The sequence below is a fragment of the Flavobacterium sp. GNP011 genome, from assembly GCF_056428925.1.
Map to the genome: position 1 here is coordinate 99,440 of NZ_JBWJVJ010000014.1, position 15,342 is coordinate 114,781.

The 15,342-nt window shown below is 35.3% G+C and carries 14 protein-coding genes; 10 read left to right on the top strand and 4 right to left on the bottom strand.

Features of this window, described 5'->3' with window-relative positions; all coding sequences use genetic code 11:
- Positions 1-7: 7 nt before the first annotated feature.
- The 10 genes from AC061E_RS12140 to AC061E_RS12185 all read left to right on the top strand — a co-directional run bounded on the left by AC061E_RS12140 (position 8) and on the right by AC061E_RS12185 (position 11,220).
- Positions 8-1,519: a RagB/SusD family nutrient uptake outer membrane protein gene (locus tag AC061E_RS12140; protein WP_478286474.1), complete on the top strand. Its 1,512-nt coding sequence runs from the start codon at positions 8-10 to the stop codon at positions 1,517-1,519.
- 18 nt (positions 1,520-1,537) lie between these two features.
- Positions 1,538-2,356 carry a hypothetical protein gene (locus tag AC061E_RS12145; RefSeq protein WP_478286475.1) on the top strand — a complete coding sequence of 273 codons (819 nt, stop codon included), beginning with the start codon at positions 1,538-1,540 and terminating at the stop codon, positions 2,354-2,356.
- 159 nt (positions 2,357-2,515) lie between these two features.
- Entirely contained in the window at positions 2,516-3,580 is a 1,065-nt protein-coding gene (locus AC061E_RS12150) for a family 16 glycosylhydrolase (RefSeq protein ID WP_478286476.1), read from the top strand.
- Positions 3,581-3,926: 346 nt separating this feature from the next.
- Entirely contained in the window at positions 3,927-5,387 is a 1,461-nt protein-coding gene (locus tag AC061E_RS12155; protein WP_478286477.1) for a glycoside hydrolase family 30 protein, read from the top strand.
- Between the two features lie 37 nt (positions 5,388-5,424).
- The gene (locus AC061E_RS12160) at positions 5,425-6,882 is read left to right on the top strand and encodes a glycoside hydrolase family 30 protein (RefSeq protein ID WP_478286478.1); all 1,458 of its coding nucleotides are present in this window, start codon (positions 5,425-5,427) and stop codon (positions 6,880-6,882) included.
- A gap of 208 nt (positions 6,883-7,090) precedes the next feature.
- Entirely contained in the window at positions 7,091-9,016 is a 1,926-nt protein-coding gene (locus AC061E_RS12165; protein ID WP_478286479.1) for a cellulase family glycosylhydrolase, read from the top strand.
- Between the two features lie 376 nt (positions 9,017-9,392).
- The gene (locus AC061E_RS12170; protein ID WP_478286480.1) at positions 9,393-9,716 is read left to right on the top strand and encodes a hypothetical protein; all 324 of its coding nucleotides are present in this window, start codon (positions 9,393-9,395) and stop codon (positions 9,714-9,716) included.
- A gap of 155 nt (positions 9,717-9,871) precedes the next feature.
- Complete coding sequence (locus tag AC061E_RS12175) at positions 9,872-10,075, top strand: glycoside hydrolase family 3 C-terminal domain-containing protein (protein WP_478286488.1); 204 nt, start codon at positions 9,872-9,874, stop codon at positions 10,073-10,075.
- The gene (locus tag AC061E_RS12180; RefSeq protein ID WP_478286481.1) at positions 10,075-10,308 is read left to right on the top strand and encodes a fibronectin type III-like domain-contianing protein; all 234 of its coding nucleotides are present in this window, start codon (positions 10,075-10,077) and stop codon (positions 10,306-10,308) included. Before AC061E_RS12175 ends, AC061E_RS12180 begins: the two co-directional genes overlap by 1 nt.
- A gap of 15 nt (positions 10,309-10,323) precedes the next feature.
- Positions 10,324-11,220 (top strand): sialate O-acetylesterase, encoded by an 897-nt coding sequence (locus tag AC061E_RS12185; protein ID WP_478286482.1) that lies wholly within the window; start codon positions 10,324-10,326, stop codon positions 11,218-11,220.
- Between the two features lie 181 nt (positions 11,221-11,401).
- On the opposite strand, the gene AC061E_RS12190 is transcribed toward AC061E_RS12185, so the two are convergent.
- The 4 genes from AC061E_RS12190 to AC061E_RS12205 form a co-directional block, all read right to left on the bottom strand.
- Complete coding sequence (locus AC061E_RS12190; protein ID WP_478286483.1) at positions 11,402-12,841, bottom strand: FAD-dependent oxidoreductase; 1,440 nt, start codon at positions 12,839-12,841, stop codon at positions 11,402-11,404.
- An 80-nt stretch (positions 12,842-12,921) separates the two neighbouring features.
- Positions 12,922-13,854: a transglutaminase gene (locus tag AC061E_RS12195; RefSeq protein ID WP_478286484.1), complete on the bottom strand. Its 933-nt coding sequence runs from the start codon at positions 13,852-13,854 to the stop codon at positions 12,922-12,924.
- 21 nt (positions 13,855-13,875) lie between these two features.
- Positions 13,876-14,727: a substrate-binding domain-containing protein gene (locus AC061E_RS12200; protein WP_478286485.1), complete on the bottom strand. Its 852-nt coding sequence runs from the start codon at positions 14,725-14,727 to the stop codon at positions 13,876-13,878.
- Entirely contained in the window at positions 14,727-15,254 is a 528-nt protein-coding gene (locus AC061E_RS12205; protein ID WP_478286486.1) for a GNAT family N-acetyltransferase, read from the bottom strand. Before AC061E_RS12205 ends, AC061E_RS12200 begins: the two co-directional genes overlap by 1 nt.
- Between the last annotated feature and the right edge of the window lie 88 nt (positions 15,255-15,342).

The window sequence follows — 15,342 nt, forward strand, 5'->3', positions numbered from 1 at the left end:
AAAAGTTATGAAATTTAAAAATATAAAATATTTAGGTATTGCAGTTAGTTTACTTTTTACAGCGGGAGCCTGTAATGAAGAATTCTTATATGTTGATCCTAAGGGTCTTGAATTAGTTGAGAATTATTATAAAAACGAAAATCAAGCATACTCTGGATTAATCGCTGTTTATGACATTATAGGCAAACAATCTAAAGGGTTTGATAATATGATCTGTATGATGAATGCAGGTTCTGATGATTTTTTTGCTGGTGGTGGTAACGTTGGAGATGGAGTAGGAATTCATGCATTTGATAATTATACTTTAGATCAAATCAATATGCCAGAAAGCTTTTGGAGTGATTTCTACCAAGGAATTTCACGTGCTAATATTTTAATAGAGAAATTACCAGGAACCAATATGGATGCTGATAAAAAAGCACGCTTTGTAGCAGAGGCTAAAGCACTTCGAGCGTATTATTATTTTGAGTTAGTGCGTACTTTCAAAAATATTCCTTTGATTTTAAAACCTGTTTCACCATCAGAAACTTATAATATAGTACAAGTTTCATCAGGTGTGGTTTATGCTCAAATTGAGAAAGATTTAATAGAAGCGAAATCGGTTTTACCTAATAAGTTGGTAGATATTAAAACTGAAGCAGGTCGTCTAACTAAGGGTTCTGTTCAAGCTTTATTAGGTAAAGTGTACTTGTATGAAAATAAAAATAATCTAGCTGCAACTGAACTTGCAGAAGTAAATGGTACACCAGGAGGTACAAGTGTTTATGGATATAAATTATTAGACAAGTTTGCAGACCTATGGAAAATTAGCAATAAATTTAATTCAGAAGCCATTATTGAAATTATGCATACAGACAAAAGTGATGCTGATTGGGGATTCTGGGGTGGTGGTGCCGATGAAGGAAATAGTATAAATATTATGGTTGGTCCTCGTGGTTATGAAAAAAAGAGCGCTCTTGCTCCAGACTATGTTTCTGGATGGAGTTTCAATACAGTAACACCTGTCTTATATAATGTTTTGAAAGATGACCCTCGTTTTGATGCAACAGTACTAGATATGAAAGCATTGGATGCCGCAGGTGATGCTAAATGGAAACCCCATTATCAAGACACAGGATATTTTTTGAAAAAATTTGCACCATTAAACTCTGATACTTCAACAGGAGGTGGAGCAACAGCATTGAATTACAAACAGGATGTTTATGCTATCCGTTTAGCCGATACATATTTAATGGAGGCAGAGGCACTTGGCGGAACAGGAGCTAGAGCACAAGCATTATTAGATGCGGTTAGAGCGAGAGTAGGATTAGCATCTGTGCCAGTTTCTATTGATGCCATTATGTTAGAAAGAAGAAAAGAACTAGCAGGTGAAGGACATCGCTGGTTTGATTTAGTGCGTACAGGAAAAGCAGCTACAGCTCTTGCTGATAAAGGGTTTGTGGCTGGTAAAAATGAAATTTGGCCAATACCTTACAGTAACTTACCGAATACCAAAATCGTTCAAAATCCTAAATACTAATTGTTAAAATGAAATTTTATGAACTTACATATAATTAAAAAGAAGGGAATAGTACTAATGTTTGCTATGGCTGCCATAGTAAATTTCACAAGTTGTCAGCCCGAGGACTCGTTTACTAACAATGGCTTAACTCCAACAACTGTTGATGCATCATTTAAAGTTACACCAGTTGAAGGTAAAACTAATTTATATAGTGTTGTTGCACAACCAAAAGGAGTGTTAAGATCTATTTGGGATACAGGTTCAGGATTTGCTGATGGGAAAATGAATTTTGAAATTTCATTACCAGACGCTGGAACTTATACTATCTCTCATAAAGCTATAGGTGCTGGCGGTGCAACAGCTTTAGCAACGCAAAATATAATTGTAGCAACCTCAGATCCAGTGAAAGGGAATATCCTTAAAGGAGGAAGATTAACTAATAGTGAGGATTGGTCTAAATGGACAGTTACAAATCCAGCATCTAGTGCTAGTATAACTTTTGGCAGCGGTTCGGCTACTTTGACAGCTACTGGATGGGCTGGTAACGGAATATATCAGGCAATTAATGTTGTCGCAGGTAAAAAATATGTAATTGACATGCTTACTTCTTCAACAACAGGTGGCAGCAATACTTGGTTCGAAGTGTATTGCGGTTATTCTGCACCAGTTACTGGAACTGATTATTCCGAAGGAGGAAAATTAAGAGCTTTAAGTACTTGGGACGGTTGTGCAACAGCTGCTTTTTCAGGAAAAATTTCAGCTGTAGGCTGTAAGGCTGAAAACAATTTAGGAATATTCACTGCTACTAAAACAGGTACGGCGTACCTTGTGATAAGAGGCGTGGTGAAGATATGAAGGCTGGAATTAAAATTCAAGATATTGAAATGAGACTGTCTTTGTAGTAATTTATATTTAAAGAAATTAAGTTTGAGTTTGTTTGAGTTTGTAGAATGGTCCATTCTCCATGATTATGGGCCATTTATTTGATGTAATGTTTTAAATAATAGTAAAAAAATGAAAAAATATTTTTCTAAAATTAATTTGATTATTGTATTGAACTGCTTTCTATTTATTTCCTGTAGCGGTTCAAATTCAGAAGAGCCTATTGTTGATCAAAAACCTGCAAATCTAAAAGTAATAACCGCAATTGTTGGTGCCACTGATCAAAATCCAAACGGAGATGGAAGTGGTATGGTAAATTTTAATTTAACTGCAACAAATGCAACATCTTATAAAATAGTTTTAGGAAATGGAGAAACAAAGGAAATAACAAACGGAAGCTTTTCTTACACCTATACTGCATCGGGTACTACTACTTATACTTTATATGTGTCTGCTTATAATGCTGGTAAATTTGTTAGCACATCATTATCTATTACAGTTTTAGTAGAGCCTAAATTGATATGGTCTGATGAGTTTAATACTGATGGTGCACCTGATCCAAGTAAATGGATTTTCCAAATTTGGGATCCAGGGAGAGTTAACAACGAACTACAGTCCTATACCAATCGGTCCGAAAATACAATTGTTCAAGGCGGTGTTTTGAAAATAAAAGCCATTAGAGAAAAATACGGAAAGGGCGACTTCACTTCTGGAAGATTAGAATCCAATGGAAAATTCGATTTTACGTATGGCAAAGTAGTAATCCGGGCAAAATTGCCTACTGGAGTTGGGACCTGGCCTGCTGTTTGGATGCTGGGTAGTAATATAGGAAGTGTTGGGTGGCCTGCATGTGGGGAAATAGATATTTTAGAATCAGTTGGAAAGGAGTTGAATGTCAATCATTCATCATTACACTCTCCCGGACGTTCCGGAGCAACTCCAGATACAGGAACTATAAACGTGCCTAATGACAATACTGAATTTCATGTTTACACGGCTGATTGGACAGCTAGTTATATAAAATTTTATGTAGATGATAAGTTGTTTTACACTTTTTTGAATTCAGATAAATTCCCATTCAATAAAAACTTTTATCTAATTGTAAACTTAGCAATGGGAGGCGTTTGGGGAGGTCCAGTAGATCCTGGTTTTACCTCTTCTACTTTGGAAGTGGATTATATAAGGGTTTATAAGTAGAAAACAGCAACACTCATAATTTCTACTTGAACGAGATTATTATCTCCAAAGGCTGAAATCGTTGACCGAGGTCCAATTTTAGTTTTTTTTTGAATGATGGCAAAAAAGCAAAATCTTTCCTTTTAGCCCCGATTGCAGTGGAAATCCTTATGACCAGGAGTTAGGGACATAAGATTGTAACAAAAAGCGGGACGATACTTGCTGAAAAAGCCCAATCTTTCTGCTCCAAAAATTAAAAATTATCCTTCAGGTTATCAAGAATAGAAAACCAAATAAAAATAAGTAAGAATCCAAAATAGTACAATTCATTTTTTTGGTATTTACAGAAATTAATTACAAATAAACAATGAAAAAAATACATCAAATAGGAAAGTTAATTTTTATAATAGTTTTTTCAGCCATGAACATCAGTTGTTCCTCTTCTAATGAAGGAGGTGATTCACCAGATCCAACTCCTACGCCAACTCCTACAGCAAAAAATGAAGTTGATTTTTGGCTGACTAAAGGAAATCAAACAGCACTTTTGCAAAAGCAGACAGGTATTTTAGCTTTTGGAAGCAAGGCAAATATTTATCCGAATATTGAAATTAATGAGACTCAAAAGTATCAGACTATTGATGGTTTTGGATTTACATTGACTGGAGGAAGTGCACAAGTGATTAATCAATTGACTGCGCAGAAAAAGAAAGACTTATTGCAGGAATTGTTTGGTTCAGGCGATAATTCAATAGGTTTGAGCTATTTGAGAATCAGTATTGGAGCTTCTGATTTGAGTGCTACTCCTTTTACCTATAATGATATACCGACTGGACAAACAGATGTTAGTTTGACTAATTTTAGTCTGGCTCCTGATAAGATAGATTTGATTCCGTTGTTGAAAGAAATTTTGGCAATCAATCCGAATATCAAAATAATGGGATCACCATGGACCGCACCACTTTGGATGAAAGACAATTCAAGTTTTGTAGGTGGCAGTCTACAGCCTAAATATTATGAAGTATATGCTCAGTATTTTGTAAAATTCATTCAAAAAATGAAAGGGGAAGGAATTATAATTGATGCGATTACTCCTCAAAATGAACCTTTACACGGAGGTAACAATCCTAGTATGGTAATGACTGCCTTACAGCAGGCCGATTTTATAAAAAACAACTTAGGTCCAGCATTTAAATCAAACAACATTACTACAAAGATTATTACTTACGATCATAATTGTGATAATCCCCAATATCCAATAACAATCTTAAAAGATGCTGTAGCTTACCCTTTTGTAACTGGTTCTGCATTTCATTTGTATGGAGGTGATATTAGCGCACTTACAACCGTTCATGATGCATTTCCAAATAAAGAGGTTTATTTCACAGAGCAATACACTTCATCTACAGGATCATTTAACGGAGATTTAAAATGGCAAGTAAAAAATGTAATTATAGGTTCCATGCGAAATTGGAGTAAAAATGCATTACAATGGAATCTTGCTAATGACGGTACTTTTGGTCCTCATACACAAGGAGGATGCACAACGTGTAAGGGAGCAATAACGATAAACAGCACCGAATCATTAACCCGTAATGTTGGTTATTTCATAGCAGCTCATGCTTCTAAGTTCGTGCCTGCGGGTTCTGTTAGAATTGGTAGTGCTATTGTAGGCAATTTACAAAATGTGGCTTTTAAAACTCCTGAAGGAAAAAAAGTCCTATTGGTTCTTAACGAAGGAAGTGCTCCAGAATTATTCAATATTAAATACAATGGAAAATGGATTACTACTTCACTAGAAGCAGGAGCAGTAGGGACATACATCTGGTAATAAAGTATCTATAAAATTAATTTTCACTATTTAAATTATGAAAAAAATAACTGCCACGTTAGTGGTGCTATCCTCATTTTTTGTTTTTTCGCAGCAAAAAAGTAAATCAAAAAATCAAAATTTTAGTTCAATTGGCAAAACAGTTACAGTTTATACGACAGCTGAAAGTACTAATTTAAGATTAACAAAAACGGGTAATCTCACGTTTTCAGAATTAATTCAGCCTACCGAAACACAGATTTGTGTTTTTGTAAATCCAGAGAAAACGTTTCAATCATTTCTGGGAATTGGAGGTGCAGTTACGGATGCCAGTGCCGAAGTTTTTGCCAAATTATCGAGTGACAAAAAGCAAGAATTCTTGAATGCATACTACAGTCAGGACAAAGGAATTGGATATTCTTTAATGCGAACCACAATTCACAGTTCGGATTTTGCTTCTGGGAGTTATACCTACGTAAAGGAAGGCGATACTGAATTGAAAACTTTTTCTATAGAACATGATAGAGAATTTAAAATTCCACTGATCAAAAAAGCAACAGAGACAGCTGGCGGAAAAATGACTTTATACGCAAGTCCATGGAGCCCTCCCGCTTTTATGAAAAGTAATAAACGCATGCTCAAAGGCGGGACACTTTTGCCAGAGTATTTCCAGTCTTGGGCAACGTATTATACCAAGTTTGTAAAAGCCTATGAAAAAGAAGGGATTCCAATTTGGGGTATTTCAATACAAAATGAGCCAATGGCAGTTCAAACTTGGGAATCCTGTGTTTTTACTGCTGAAGCTGAGCGGGATTTCTTGAAGAATTTTCTTGGTCCAACAATGAAAAAAGAAGGCTTAGGAGCTAAAAAAATAATCGTTTGGGACCACAATCGAGATTTGATGGTGCAACGTGCCAATACTATTTTTGGAGATCCAGAAGCGGCCAAATATGCTTGGGGAATGGGATTTCATTGGTATGAAACTTGGGCGGGTGGTTCCCCAATGTTTGATAATGTAGCACGAGTACATGAAGCATATCCTGATAAAAACTTGATGTTTACCGAAGGATGTGTAGAAAAATTTGATGCCAAAAATTACCAACTGTGGGCCAATGGTGAGCGCTATGGAAATTCTATGATAAATGATTTTAATAACGGAACTGTGGGCTGGACTGACTGGAATATTCTTTTGGATGAAAAAGGTGGACCCAATCATGTAGGAAATTTTTGTTTTGCACCCATTCATGCGGACACTACAACGGGTGAATTAATTTATACACCATCGTATTACTATATTGGACATTTTTCAAAATTCATTCGTCCAGAAGCCAAAAGAGTGAGTACTGCTGTGAGCAGAAGTAGTTTGTTGAGTACTTCATTTTTAAATAAAGATGGTAAAATGGTAACTGTTGTAATGAATCAAAGTGAGGCTAGTGTAATTTACAATTTGTGTGTAGGAACTCAAGCTACCCAAATTACTATTTTGCCAAATGCAATTCAGACATTGGTGTATTAAGTTAAGAGATTGATCTTTTTTCTTATTGATTTAAGTATAAAACTAATTACAAAATATAGCCTAAAAGGTCAATAAAACCTTTTAGGATCGCTCCTTAAAGATGATTTTATTAACACTAATTACTTTTATTATTGTCTGGTGAAAAGTATTTTTTTTGATATTAATTCTTTTGCATAACCTTTTATCTAATATTAACTAACCAAAAGTCATGAATAACAATAAACCAAAAGCCAAAAAAAACGAGAAACTTAAATTTCTTCAAAACACTATTTGCACGATGCTTTTATTACTTTGTTTACAAGTAAACTCTCAAAGACTGACTGTTTCTAACACAGGAGCAAAAATACTAAAAGACGGAAACCCAATAACCTTAAGAGGTGTAAATTTTGGAAACTGGCTTGTGTGGGAGGGATATATGATGAACATTGAACCAGGTGGCAATGTGAGAGAAAAATCGCCTACTCAAATTAGAGGATTATTTAAAGACTTATTTGGAAATGATGAAGCGAAAACAGTAAGTTTTGAAAATAATTGGAGAAATTCATACATCACAAATTCTGATTTTGCTCAAGCAAAAGCGCTAGGTTATAACGTTGTTAGAATCCCGTTTGCATACAATATGTTTTGGAATCAAAATACTGGTACTCTTAATAATGACGGATTCATTTGGCTAGATAAAGCAGTTACTTGGGCCAAAAATAATAATATACACGTAATTCTTTGTTTGCATACAGCACCAGGTTATCAAAGTAAAAGCTATACTTGCGACAATCCAAACGGAGGAACACCAAATTTTTGGAACAACTGGAATAATGTTAACATTGCTGCGAGTATTTGGAATCATATAGCAAATCATTATAAAAATTTTATTGGTAATGAGTGGATTGCGGGCTATGATTTGCTTAATGAGCCAGTTTTGGACAATGGAAATGGTCAAAAAAGTAGTTTAATGGCTTCTTATAAAGTAATGACTGCAAGAATTAGAGAGGTCGATTCAAATCATCTCATTTTTGCACAAGGAAATTATTATGGCAGTGATTTTTATGATATGTTACAACGATGGGACTCAAATCTCGTATTCGAAAATCATTATTATGGACCACAAGGGCAGTCAGATCCTAATCCTGATTTGAATTTAATAAAAGGACAAGGTGCCGCATTGAATATTCCTGTATGGGCAGGAGAGTTTGGAGAAAATACGTTGGATTGGATTCGTGATGCTAGAATAGATTATGATGCTGCCAACGTTGGTTGGGCATTTTGGGCTTGGAAAAGACAATACACTGATCGATCTATTTACTCTTTTCCTGGTACTCCAAAATGGGATGCGCTTTGTAATTATGTGAAATTTGGAGGTGCCAAACCTAGTATAGCTGATGCAATAACAGCAACTAATGAAATTTGTAATAAATCTTTATTAGCCAATTGTAATTTAGTCAGCACATTACAAGACAGGCTAAGACCTATTGCTCCTATTGGCAGCCTAATAGCACTCCAGAATAGCGGTAAATATGTTTCTTCAAACAATAGCGTGGGAGTGGTAACTGCAGATAGAGGTACAGCTCAAGGTTGGGAAAAATTTACAGTTGTAAATGCGGGGGACAATAAAATTGCTCTAAAAGACAGTAATGGAAAATATATTAATTCGCAAAACGGAGCTTCACCTGTTACGTCTAATAGTACTGCTGTTAGTGGATGGGAATCATTTGAGTGGATTAATATTGGACAACAAATAGCCTTAAAAGGATTCAATGGAAAATTTCTTTGTTCGGAAGGAGGCGCAGTTTCAGGAATGAATTGTAACAGAGAATCCGTGTCTGGTTGGGAATCTTTTAATTACGCTTCAACTACTGCAAAAATATCGGTTGAAAAGACTGTAGTAAATGAGAATGAGTTTGCCGTTTTTCCAAATCCATTTTCTGATAAATTGAATTTTAGTGTTCCTGAAGGTTTTACCAAATATACTGCACAAATTTTTGACCTTACTGGAAAACAATATTCAATCACAAACATAGATTCAAAAGAAAGTACAAATTCAATAGACACGAATAATTTACCTGATGGAATTTATATTTTACGCTTGGCAAATAACCTCGAAGTTAAATCTGCAATCCTAATAAAGAAAAATCGTTAGAAATGATTTTAGGTACCTTGTTGTATTCTAAATTAAAAAAAATAAAGGGAATTCAATAACCAATCACAGCAAATAATACATACTATAATACTTGCATAAAACTCCCGGAGACCTTGAAAAAGATGCTGCAATATCTAATCACGATGCTTTAAAACCATCGCTCTGGGAGCAAATGCAAAATCAAAGTTGAGCTGTTACAGAAAAATGGATACTATTTATTTGCTAACAAGCTACATTCAAAAAATATAGTTCTAAAACAAGGAATTAATAAAATTCGCGTATAATTCGCAGGAAATTTTAATCTTGATTTTTTGGAGTTTAAAAAAGAAGCTAAATTATATTAGCGATTTGACTCATTGCATATAAAATTTTAATGATGAAGAAAACAATAACATTAGCACTACTTTTCTTTTCAGTTTTTGCCTTTTCGCAACAACAAACCACAGATCAAAAAGTAGAAATTTTGCTAAAGAAAATGACGCTCGAAGAGAAAATTGGACAACTCAATCAATACACAGGAGACAATGCTGCTACGGAACCTATTACGATTAATTCCAACAAGAAAAGTAAAATTAAAAAAGGATTAATTGGTTCGATGTTAAATATTTTAGGAACGAAATATACGCGGCAATACCAAGAATTAGCCATGCAATCCCGATTAAAAATCCCTTTGCTTTTTGGTCAAGATGTGATTCTTTAAAAGATGTAAATTCCACTTATATTATTTCCCAATGGGAAGGCTTGGAGAACAAAGTGGGCAAAAGAACCAAAATTTTGTATGCCAAATGATGCGGAGTAGAAAGCAAAAGCAAAGAAGGTTTTGCAGATGCTTTGTTGGTTGCCAGCCAAGCCGAGGTGATCATTTTGAGTATTGGAGAAAATTTCAATAAAAGTGGGGAAGCCAAAAGAAAAAGTAACCTGCAGTTACCCGGAGTTCATGAAGATTTAATCAAAGAACTTCAAAAAACGGGGAAGCCAATAGTGATTTTGATAAATGCGGGAAGACCACTCGTTTTTGATTGGATTGCCGATAATATGCCGACGATCGTCAATACCTGATGGCTAGGTTCTGGGGTTCAGTAGTACGCCCGATAATCGGGCTAAAAGATTTTCAAAAAATCAGTTTGAACCGAGGTGAAACCAAAACCATTCAGTTTACGATTGACAATCAAAAGTTGTCGTTTTACAACAATGCATTGGAGTTTATTTCGGAACCGGGTGATTTTGATCTGATGATTGGGTCGTCTTCGGCAGATATACGTTTGAAAGACAGTTTTGAACTGGTTAAATGAATTAAATAATTGATTATGAGATATGTTTTAATGCTTTTTCTAGTGCCTTTTTTGCTTTTGGCACAAACTAAAAAAGACACCATCAGGGTGTTTTATTTGGGAGGTCAATCGAACATGCAGGGGTATGGATATGTAAAAGAGCTTCCGGATTCGTTAAATAAAAAGAATAAAAATGTTTTTATTTACCAAGGAAACCCTGTCGGAGATAATGATGCAACAGGAGGATTAGGAAAGTGGGATGTGCTTCAGCCCGGGAACGGAACTGGTTTTGCTTCGGATGGAAAAAACAATACACTTTCGGATCGATTTGGTGTGGAGCTTTCGTTTGCAAAAAAACTACAAGAATTATATCCAAACCAAAAATTGGCCATTATAAAATATGCTAGAAATGGATCATCGATTGATAGTAGCGGGACTGCCTATTTTGGTGCTTGGGAGCCTGATTTTAGCGCAGGAAAAGGAATCAATCAATACGATTATTTTCTAAGAACAGTCAACAATGCCATGGCTGTACAAGACATAAACAGTGATGGAATTGTAGATGTTTTGATTCCAAGCGGTATTATTTGGATGCAAGGAGAAAGTGATGCCGATAAAACAGAACAAATCGCCAATCAATATTATACAAATTTAAAAAGGTTGATGGAACTTATGCGAGCGACTTTTAGAAACAATGATTTACCAATAGTCATCGGAAAAATATCCGATTCAGGCGATGATGTCGATGGAAAAGTTTGGGGTTTTGGAGAATTAGTGCAATATGGTCAAGAAAAATTTGCAGCAACTGAACCCAATGTAGCAATTGTAAGGAGTACTAGCGGTTATAAATATTCAGATAAATATCATTATAGAAGTGACGGTTATATTGATTTGGGAAAAGAATTTGCAAAGGCAGTTTTTCTTCTAAATTAAAATAAATCCCAATAAGACCAGAGGCGAATCTTTTAATAGAATGTTTGATTATAGTCCGTGACATTTCAAAGGATAAACTCCATTAGAAATAATGGAGTTTTTTTATTTTTCATTTGTTTTTTTTTAATTCCAATAAACTATAAAAATAGAAAGTCGCCACTGTACTAAAAAAAAAATCTATTTATCTGTTCAAACATCTTCCCCTTGGTTCATCACCCTCATGAAGCACAATTTCGGAATGCAAAAACTGCGCTGCAGCTGCAGAGTCATTTACTTTTGTAGCACTACGTTCTAACATTTCTAATTCAAACTCGGTTAATACACTTTCCCTTATTCCAACTTTTCTCCATTGCGATAATGGCCTGCAGCCTTTTGTTATTACGCGAGCCAAATAAAGTGCATCCAGTAAAGCTTGATTCGCTCCTTGACCTTTAAATGGACTCATAGGATGAGCTGCATCTCCAATTAAGGTTACTGGTCCGGCTTTCGCCAAAATCTCCGACTTAAGTAATTCTCGGTCATAAACAGGATAGCCAGAAATCTGAGCTTCTGGTGTTGCTAATAAAATTTGAGGAATAGGATTATGCCATAGTGTTCTACGACACGCTTCTTCTTTTAATGCTTGAGCTCCTTGAGCACTCAAAGCCTTAGCTTCTTCTTCGGGCATTGGGAAACTCAATTGCCACATTACCGAGTCTGAATCATAAGGCATAACATAGATTCGTTCTTTGCCATTGGCAGTTTGAAATACAGTAGCCGAATCCAGTAGCGGACTATCGAGACCTTCAAGTGCTTTTAAAGGACAAATGCCTAATATAACAATACAACCTAGATAGCGTAAAGTACTACAATCATCACCAATCAGTAACCTTTGTACCGAACTACGAATGCCATCCGCTCCAACGACAAGATCTGCTTTGAAGCTTTTTATTTTTCCATCCACTTGAAAGTTTAAATCAACACTTTCATCATTACATATTTTAAAATCTGTTAATTGGTGCCCCCAATGTATTACATCATGTCCGCCTAACTGCTCCAGAAGTGCTAAGCGCAAAGATTGTCGTGCAATATGAATGTTGGTGCGTTTTTGAAAAGTTTTCGCATCCGATTGTATCCATTTTCTAATTCCCCATTCGCCAATAACTGTTCCATCAATCGTGTGAACTACATGTCTTGTTGAAACTATTCCTTCATTTAATGAAATGATTCCCAAGCCTTCAATAGCTTTGCTGGCTTGTTGCAAAGTAAGCCCGTAGCCTTGAGATCTGGCTTCAAAGTTGTTATCGCGTTCAAATATTGTAAAAGGAATTCCACGATGTAAACAAGCAACAGCAAGAGCAACTCCGCCAATACCACCGCCAATAATGGCAACATGTGGGTAATTTTCTTTGTCTGCTTTTGGTGGATGTAACGTTTTAACTAAGCCAGATCCGCTGCAGTGTGAGCACGCATACAAGTGTCCTTTGGGTGGGGTTGGAGCTGGCTTATCTTGATTGTTTTTGTTAAAAATCTCTAGTTCAAGTAAATATTTATTTCGGACTTTCTTGCTTAGCCCTTTACTTTTTTTACCACGCCCTTTACATTCGAGACAAAGAGTCCAATATGTTTTTGTGTTTTCCACTATTGTTGTTGCTTTTTTTACTGAAAGAAATTACACTTTTGATTTTACTAATTTTAAAGAATTACAAAAAAGATGTTTGTTTAATCTAATGTCAAGGCTCCCAAAATTTCTTCTGACAAAAAGGGTCCACCCGGATATTGTGCGGTGTAGTCCAAATTCATCCAAATTTGCCCGCGTTCATCAACGTGATAATGTAATTTTTGACTGGCACTTTCCTTAGGGAAAAGGATATTCTTGATTAAAAAATTTACTTTTTCTAAATCGGCTTCAGTTCCAATTAAAATTTCTGGATAAATGTGTCCTGTCGTGTGTATTAGTCTTGGTGTTCCACCAATAGATTTGATAGTTGCTGCCATTAAAATAGAATGATCGTCACAATCTCCTGAAAAATAAAGCAAAGATTCTGATGCAGTTGCAATGTAATCACGCGCTTTTGGGTCGCTTACGTAATTCCAACGGCTATTAATTTCTTTAAAAACGGCAAAACATTGAATAATGGTTCTGTAATCTGAGTAGCCTTTTAAACCTTTAAAATGCTTATTCGTGGCCATTAAGGCAAAATTTCTAATTTTTGGATTTTGATATTCTATTGCGTTGACAATTTTTGATTTGTTTGGAAACGGAAGCAACTTAGCAATAATAATGTCTTGGGGATACGGATTATCAGACATGGTGTAAAGCATGGAATTGTAATCGTCATAAACACTATTAAAACCATAATTACCAATAGTAGAACCGTAAATTAAAGCAAGTAGGTAAACAAATATACAAAGTATGATAATGGTACGTAATAACCTTAAAATTAACTGAATTATTACGACCATAACGATAAAAATCACTACGCGATCAATGTTCAAAAACCAATTGGGATTAATTAAGTTTTGATGTAAAATGATAAAAAGAGGAATAGCAATTAATACATTCAGTACAAAAATAATAACATCGTCCCAAGGTTTTTTGACCTGAAAACGATGTTTAATTCCCTGAAAATTAATTTCTTTTTTTTGTATCATAGTTACAATAAAAACAGTCTCCTATACTGTTTTTACAATGCCCTCAAAAGTACCTTTTTTATCAATAATTCCGAGTTCAAAAAGTTGATTTTGAACTTTGTTTAACATTTGAGGTTCTAATCCTTTTTGAGACCAACGCGTTAATCGCAACCATTCTTGAATATCTCCTATTTTTTGGTGGTAGGCTTCGGCAAGCGTTTTGTCAATGCTTGGTATCTCTTTAAATTCTTGAGTGGTTTGATTGATGATTTCTAATACTTTCGCAACAATTTCGGGTTGTTCTAGCAGTATTTCGTCGCGAACTGCAATTACAAAGCACGGCCAAGGAGTAGGGCAATCTACAACTCGTCTGAAAATGCCTTTGTCTACTAGTGGTTTGGTCATAAAACGTTCCCACATAAAATAATCTGCGGTTCCGGTTGTTAAGGCTTCAACAGCCCCTTCAATGGTATTTACAATTTCAAATTGCAAATTAGTTGTATCCCAATTTTGATTATTTGCGTTTACGTAAGCCATTAATTGTGAGCCAGAACCCAAACGGGAAATAGCGACTTTGGTATTTTGTAAATCTGCTAAGGTTTGAAAACTTGAATTAGCAGCAACGTGAATACCCCAAATTAAAGGACTTTCAACATATACTTGCACTATTTTACTGGGATTTCCAGCTGTGATGTCTTTTAAAATTCCTTCGGTAAGGATCACAGCGATATCAGTTTCGCCATCTCGAAGCATTTGACACATTTTACCGGTTCCCTCAGGAACATCAGTCCATTGCAAGTCTATATATTCATTTTCAAAATCGCCGTTTTCAATGGCTAAATGCCAAGGCAAATTAAAGTGTTCTGGAACTCCTGCTATTTTTATACTTTTCATTATATATTGGGATTTTTTAATTCGTACCAATTCCAAGAAACGCCGTCCTCTAAATAAGTTTCGGTCATTTCTAGTCCAATTTTTTGCAATATTCTGTTTGAAGCGATATTATCGGTATGTGCAGCTGCTTCCATTAATGGGATTTTCATAGTTTGAAAACCATATTCTAACCACGCAAAACTAGCTTCACTAGCATAGCCTTTGCCCCAAAATTTTTCATCTAAGCGATACCCAATATCGAAAAAATTGATTTTGTTATTGACCATTTCCGTATTGAATTTGAGTCCAGCCCAACCAATAAGTTCTTGACTCTCTTTTAAAATAATCACAAAGCGTCCGATATTATTCTGGATGTACTGCTTTTTAACAGACTCAATAGTTGCGTGTACTTCGCTAATATCTATTACAGGTTTGTTCCAAAGATATTGATGCACATTAGGATTTCGATCCATTTCGAATAAAGCTTCGGCATCTGAAAGTTTCATTTCTCGTAAAAGTAATCGGTCAGTTTCTAGAATTAAGTCCATGGTAAATTAATTTGAAGTCTTGAGCAAAAAGCGTTTTAGCCCTGATAGAAGCGGCATCCTCTTGTGGTAGCGCTAGCGAACACAAGAG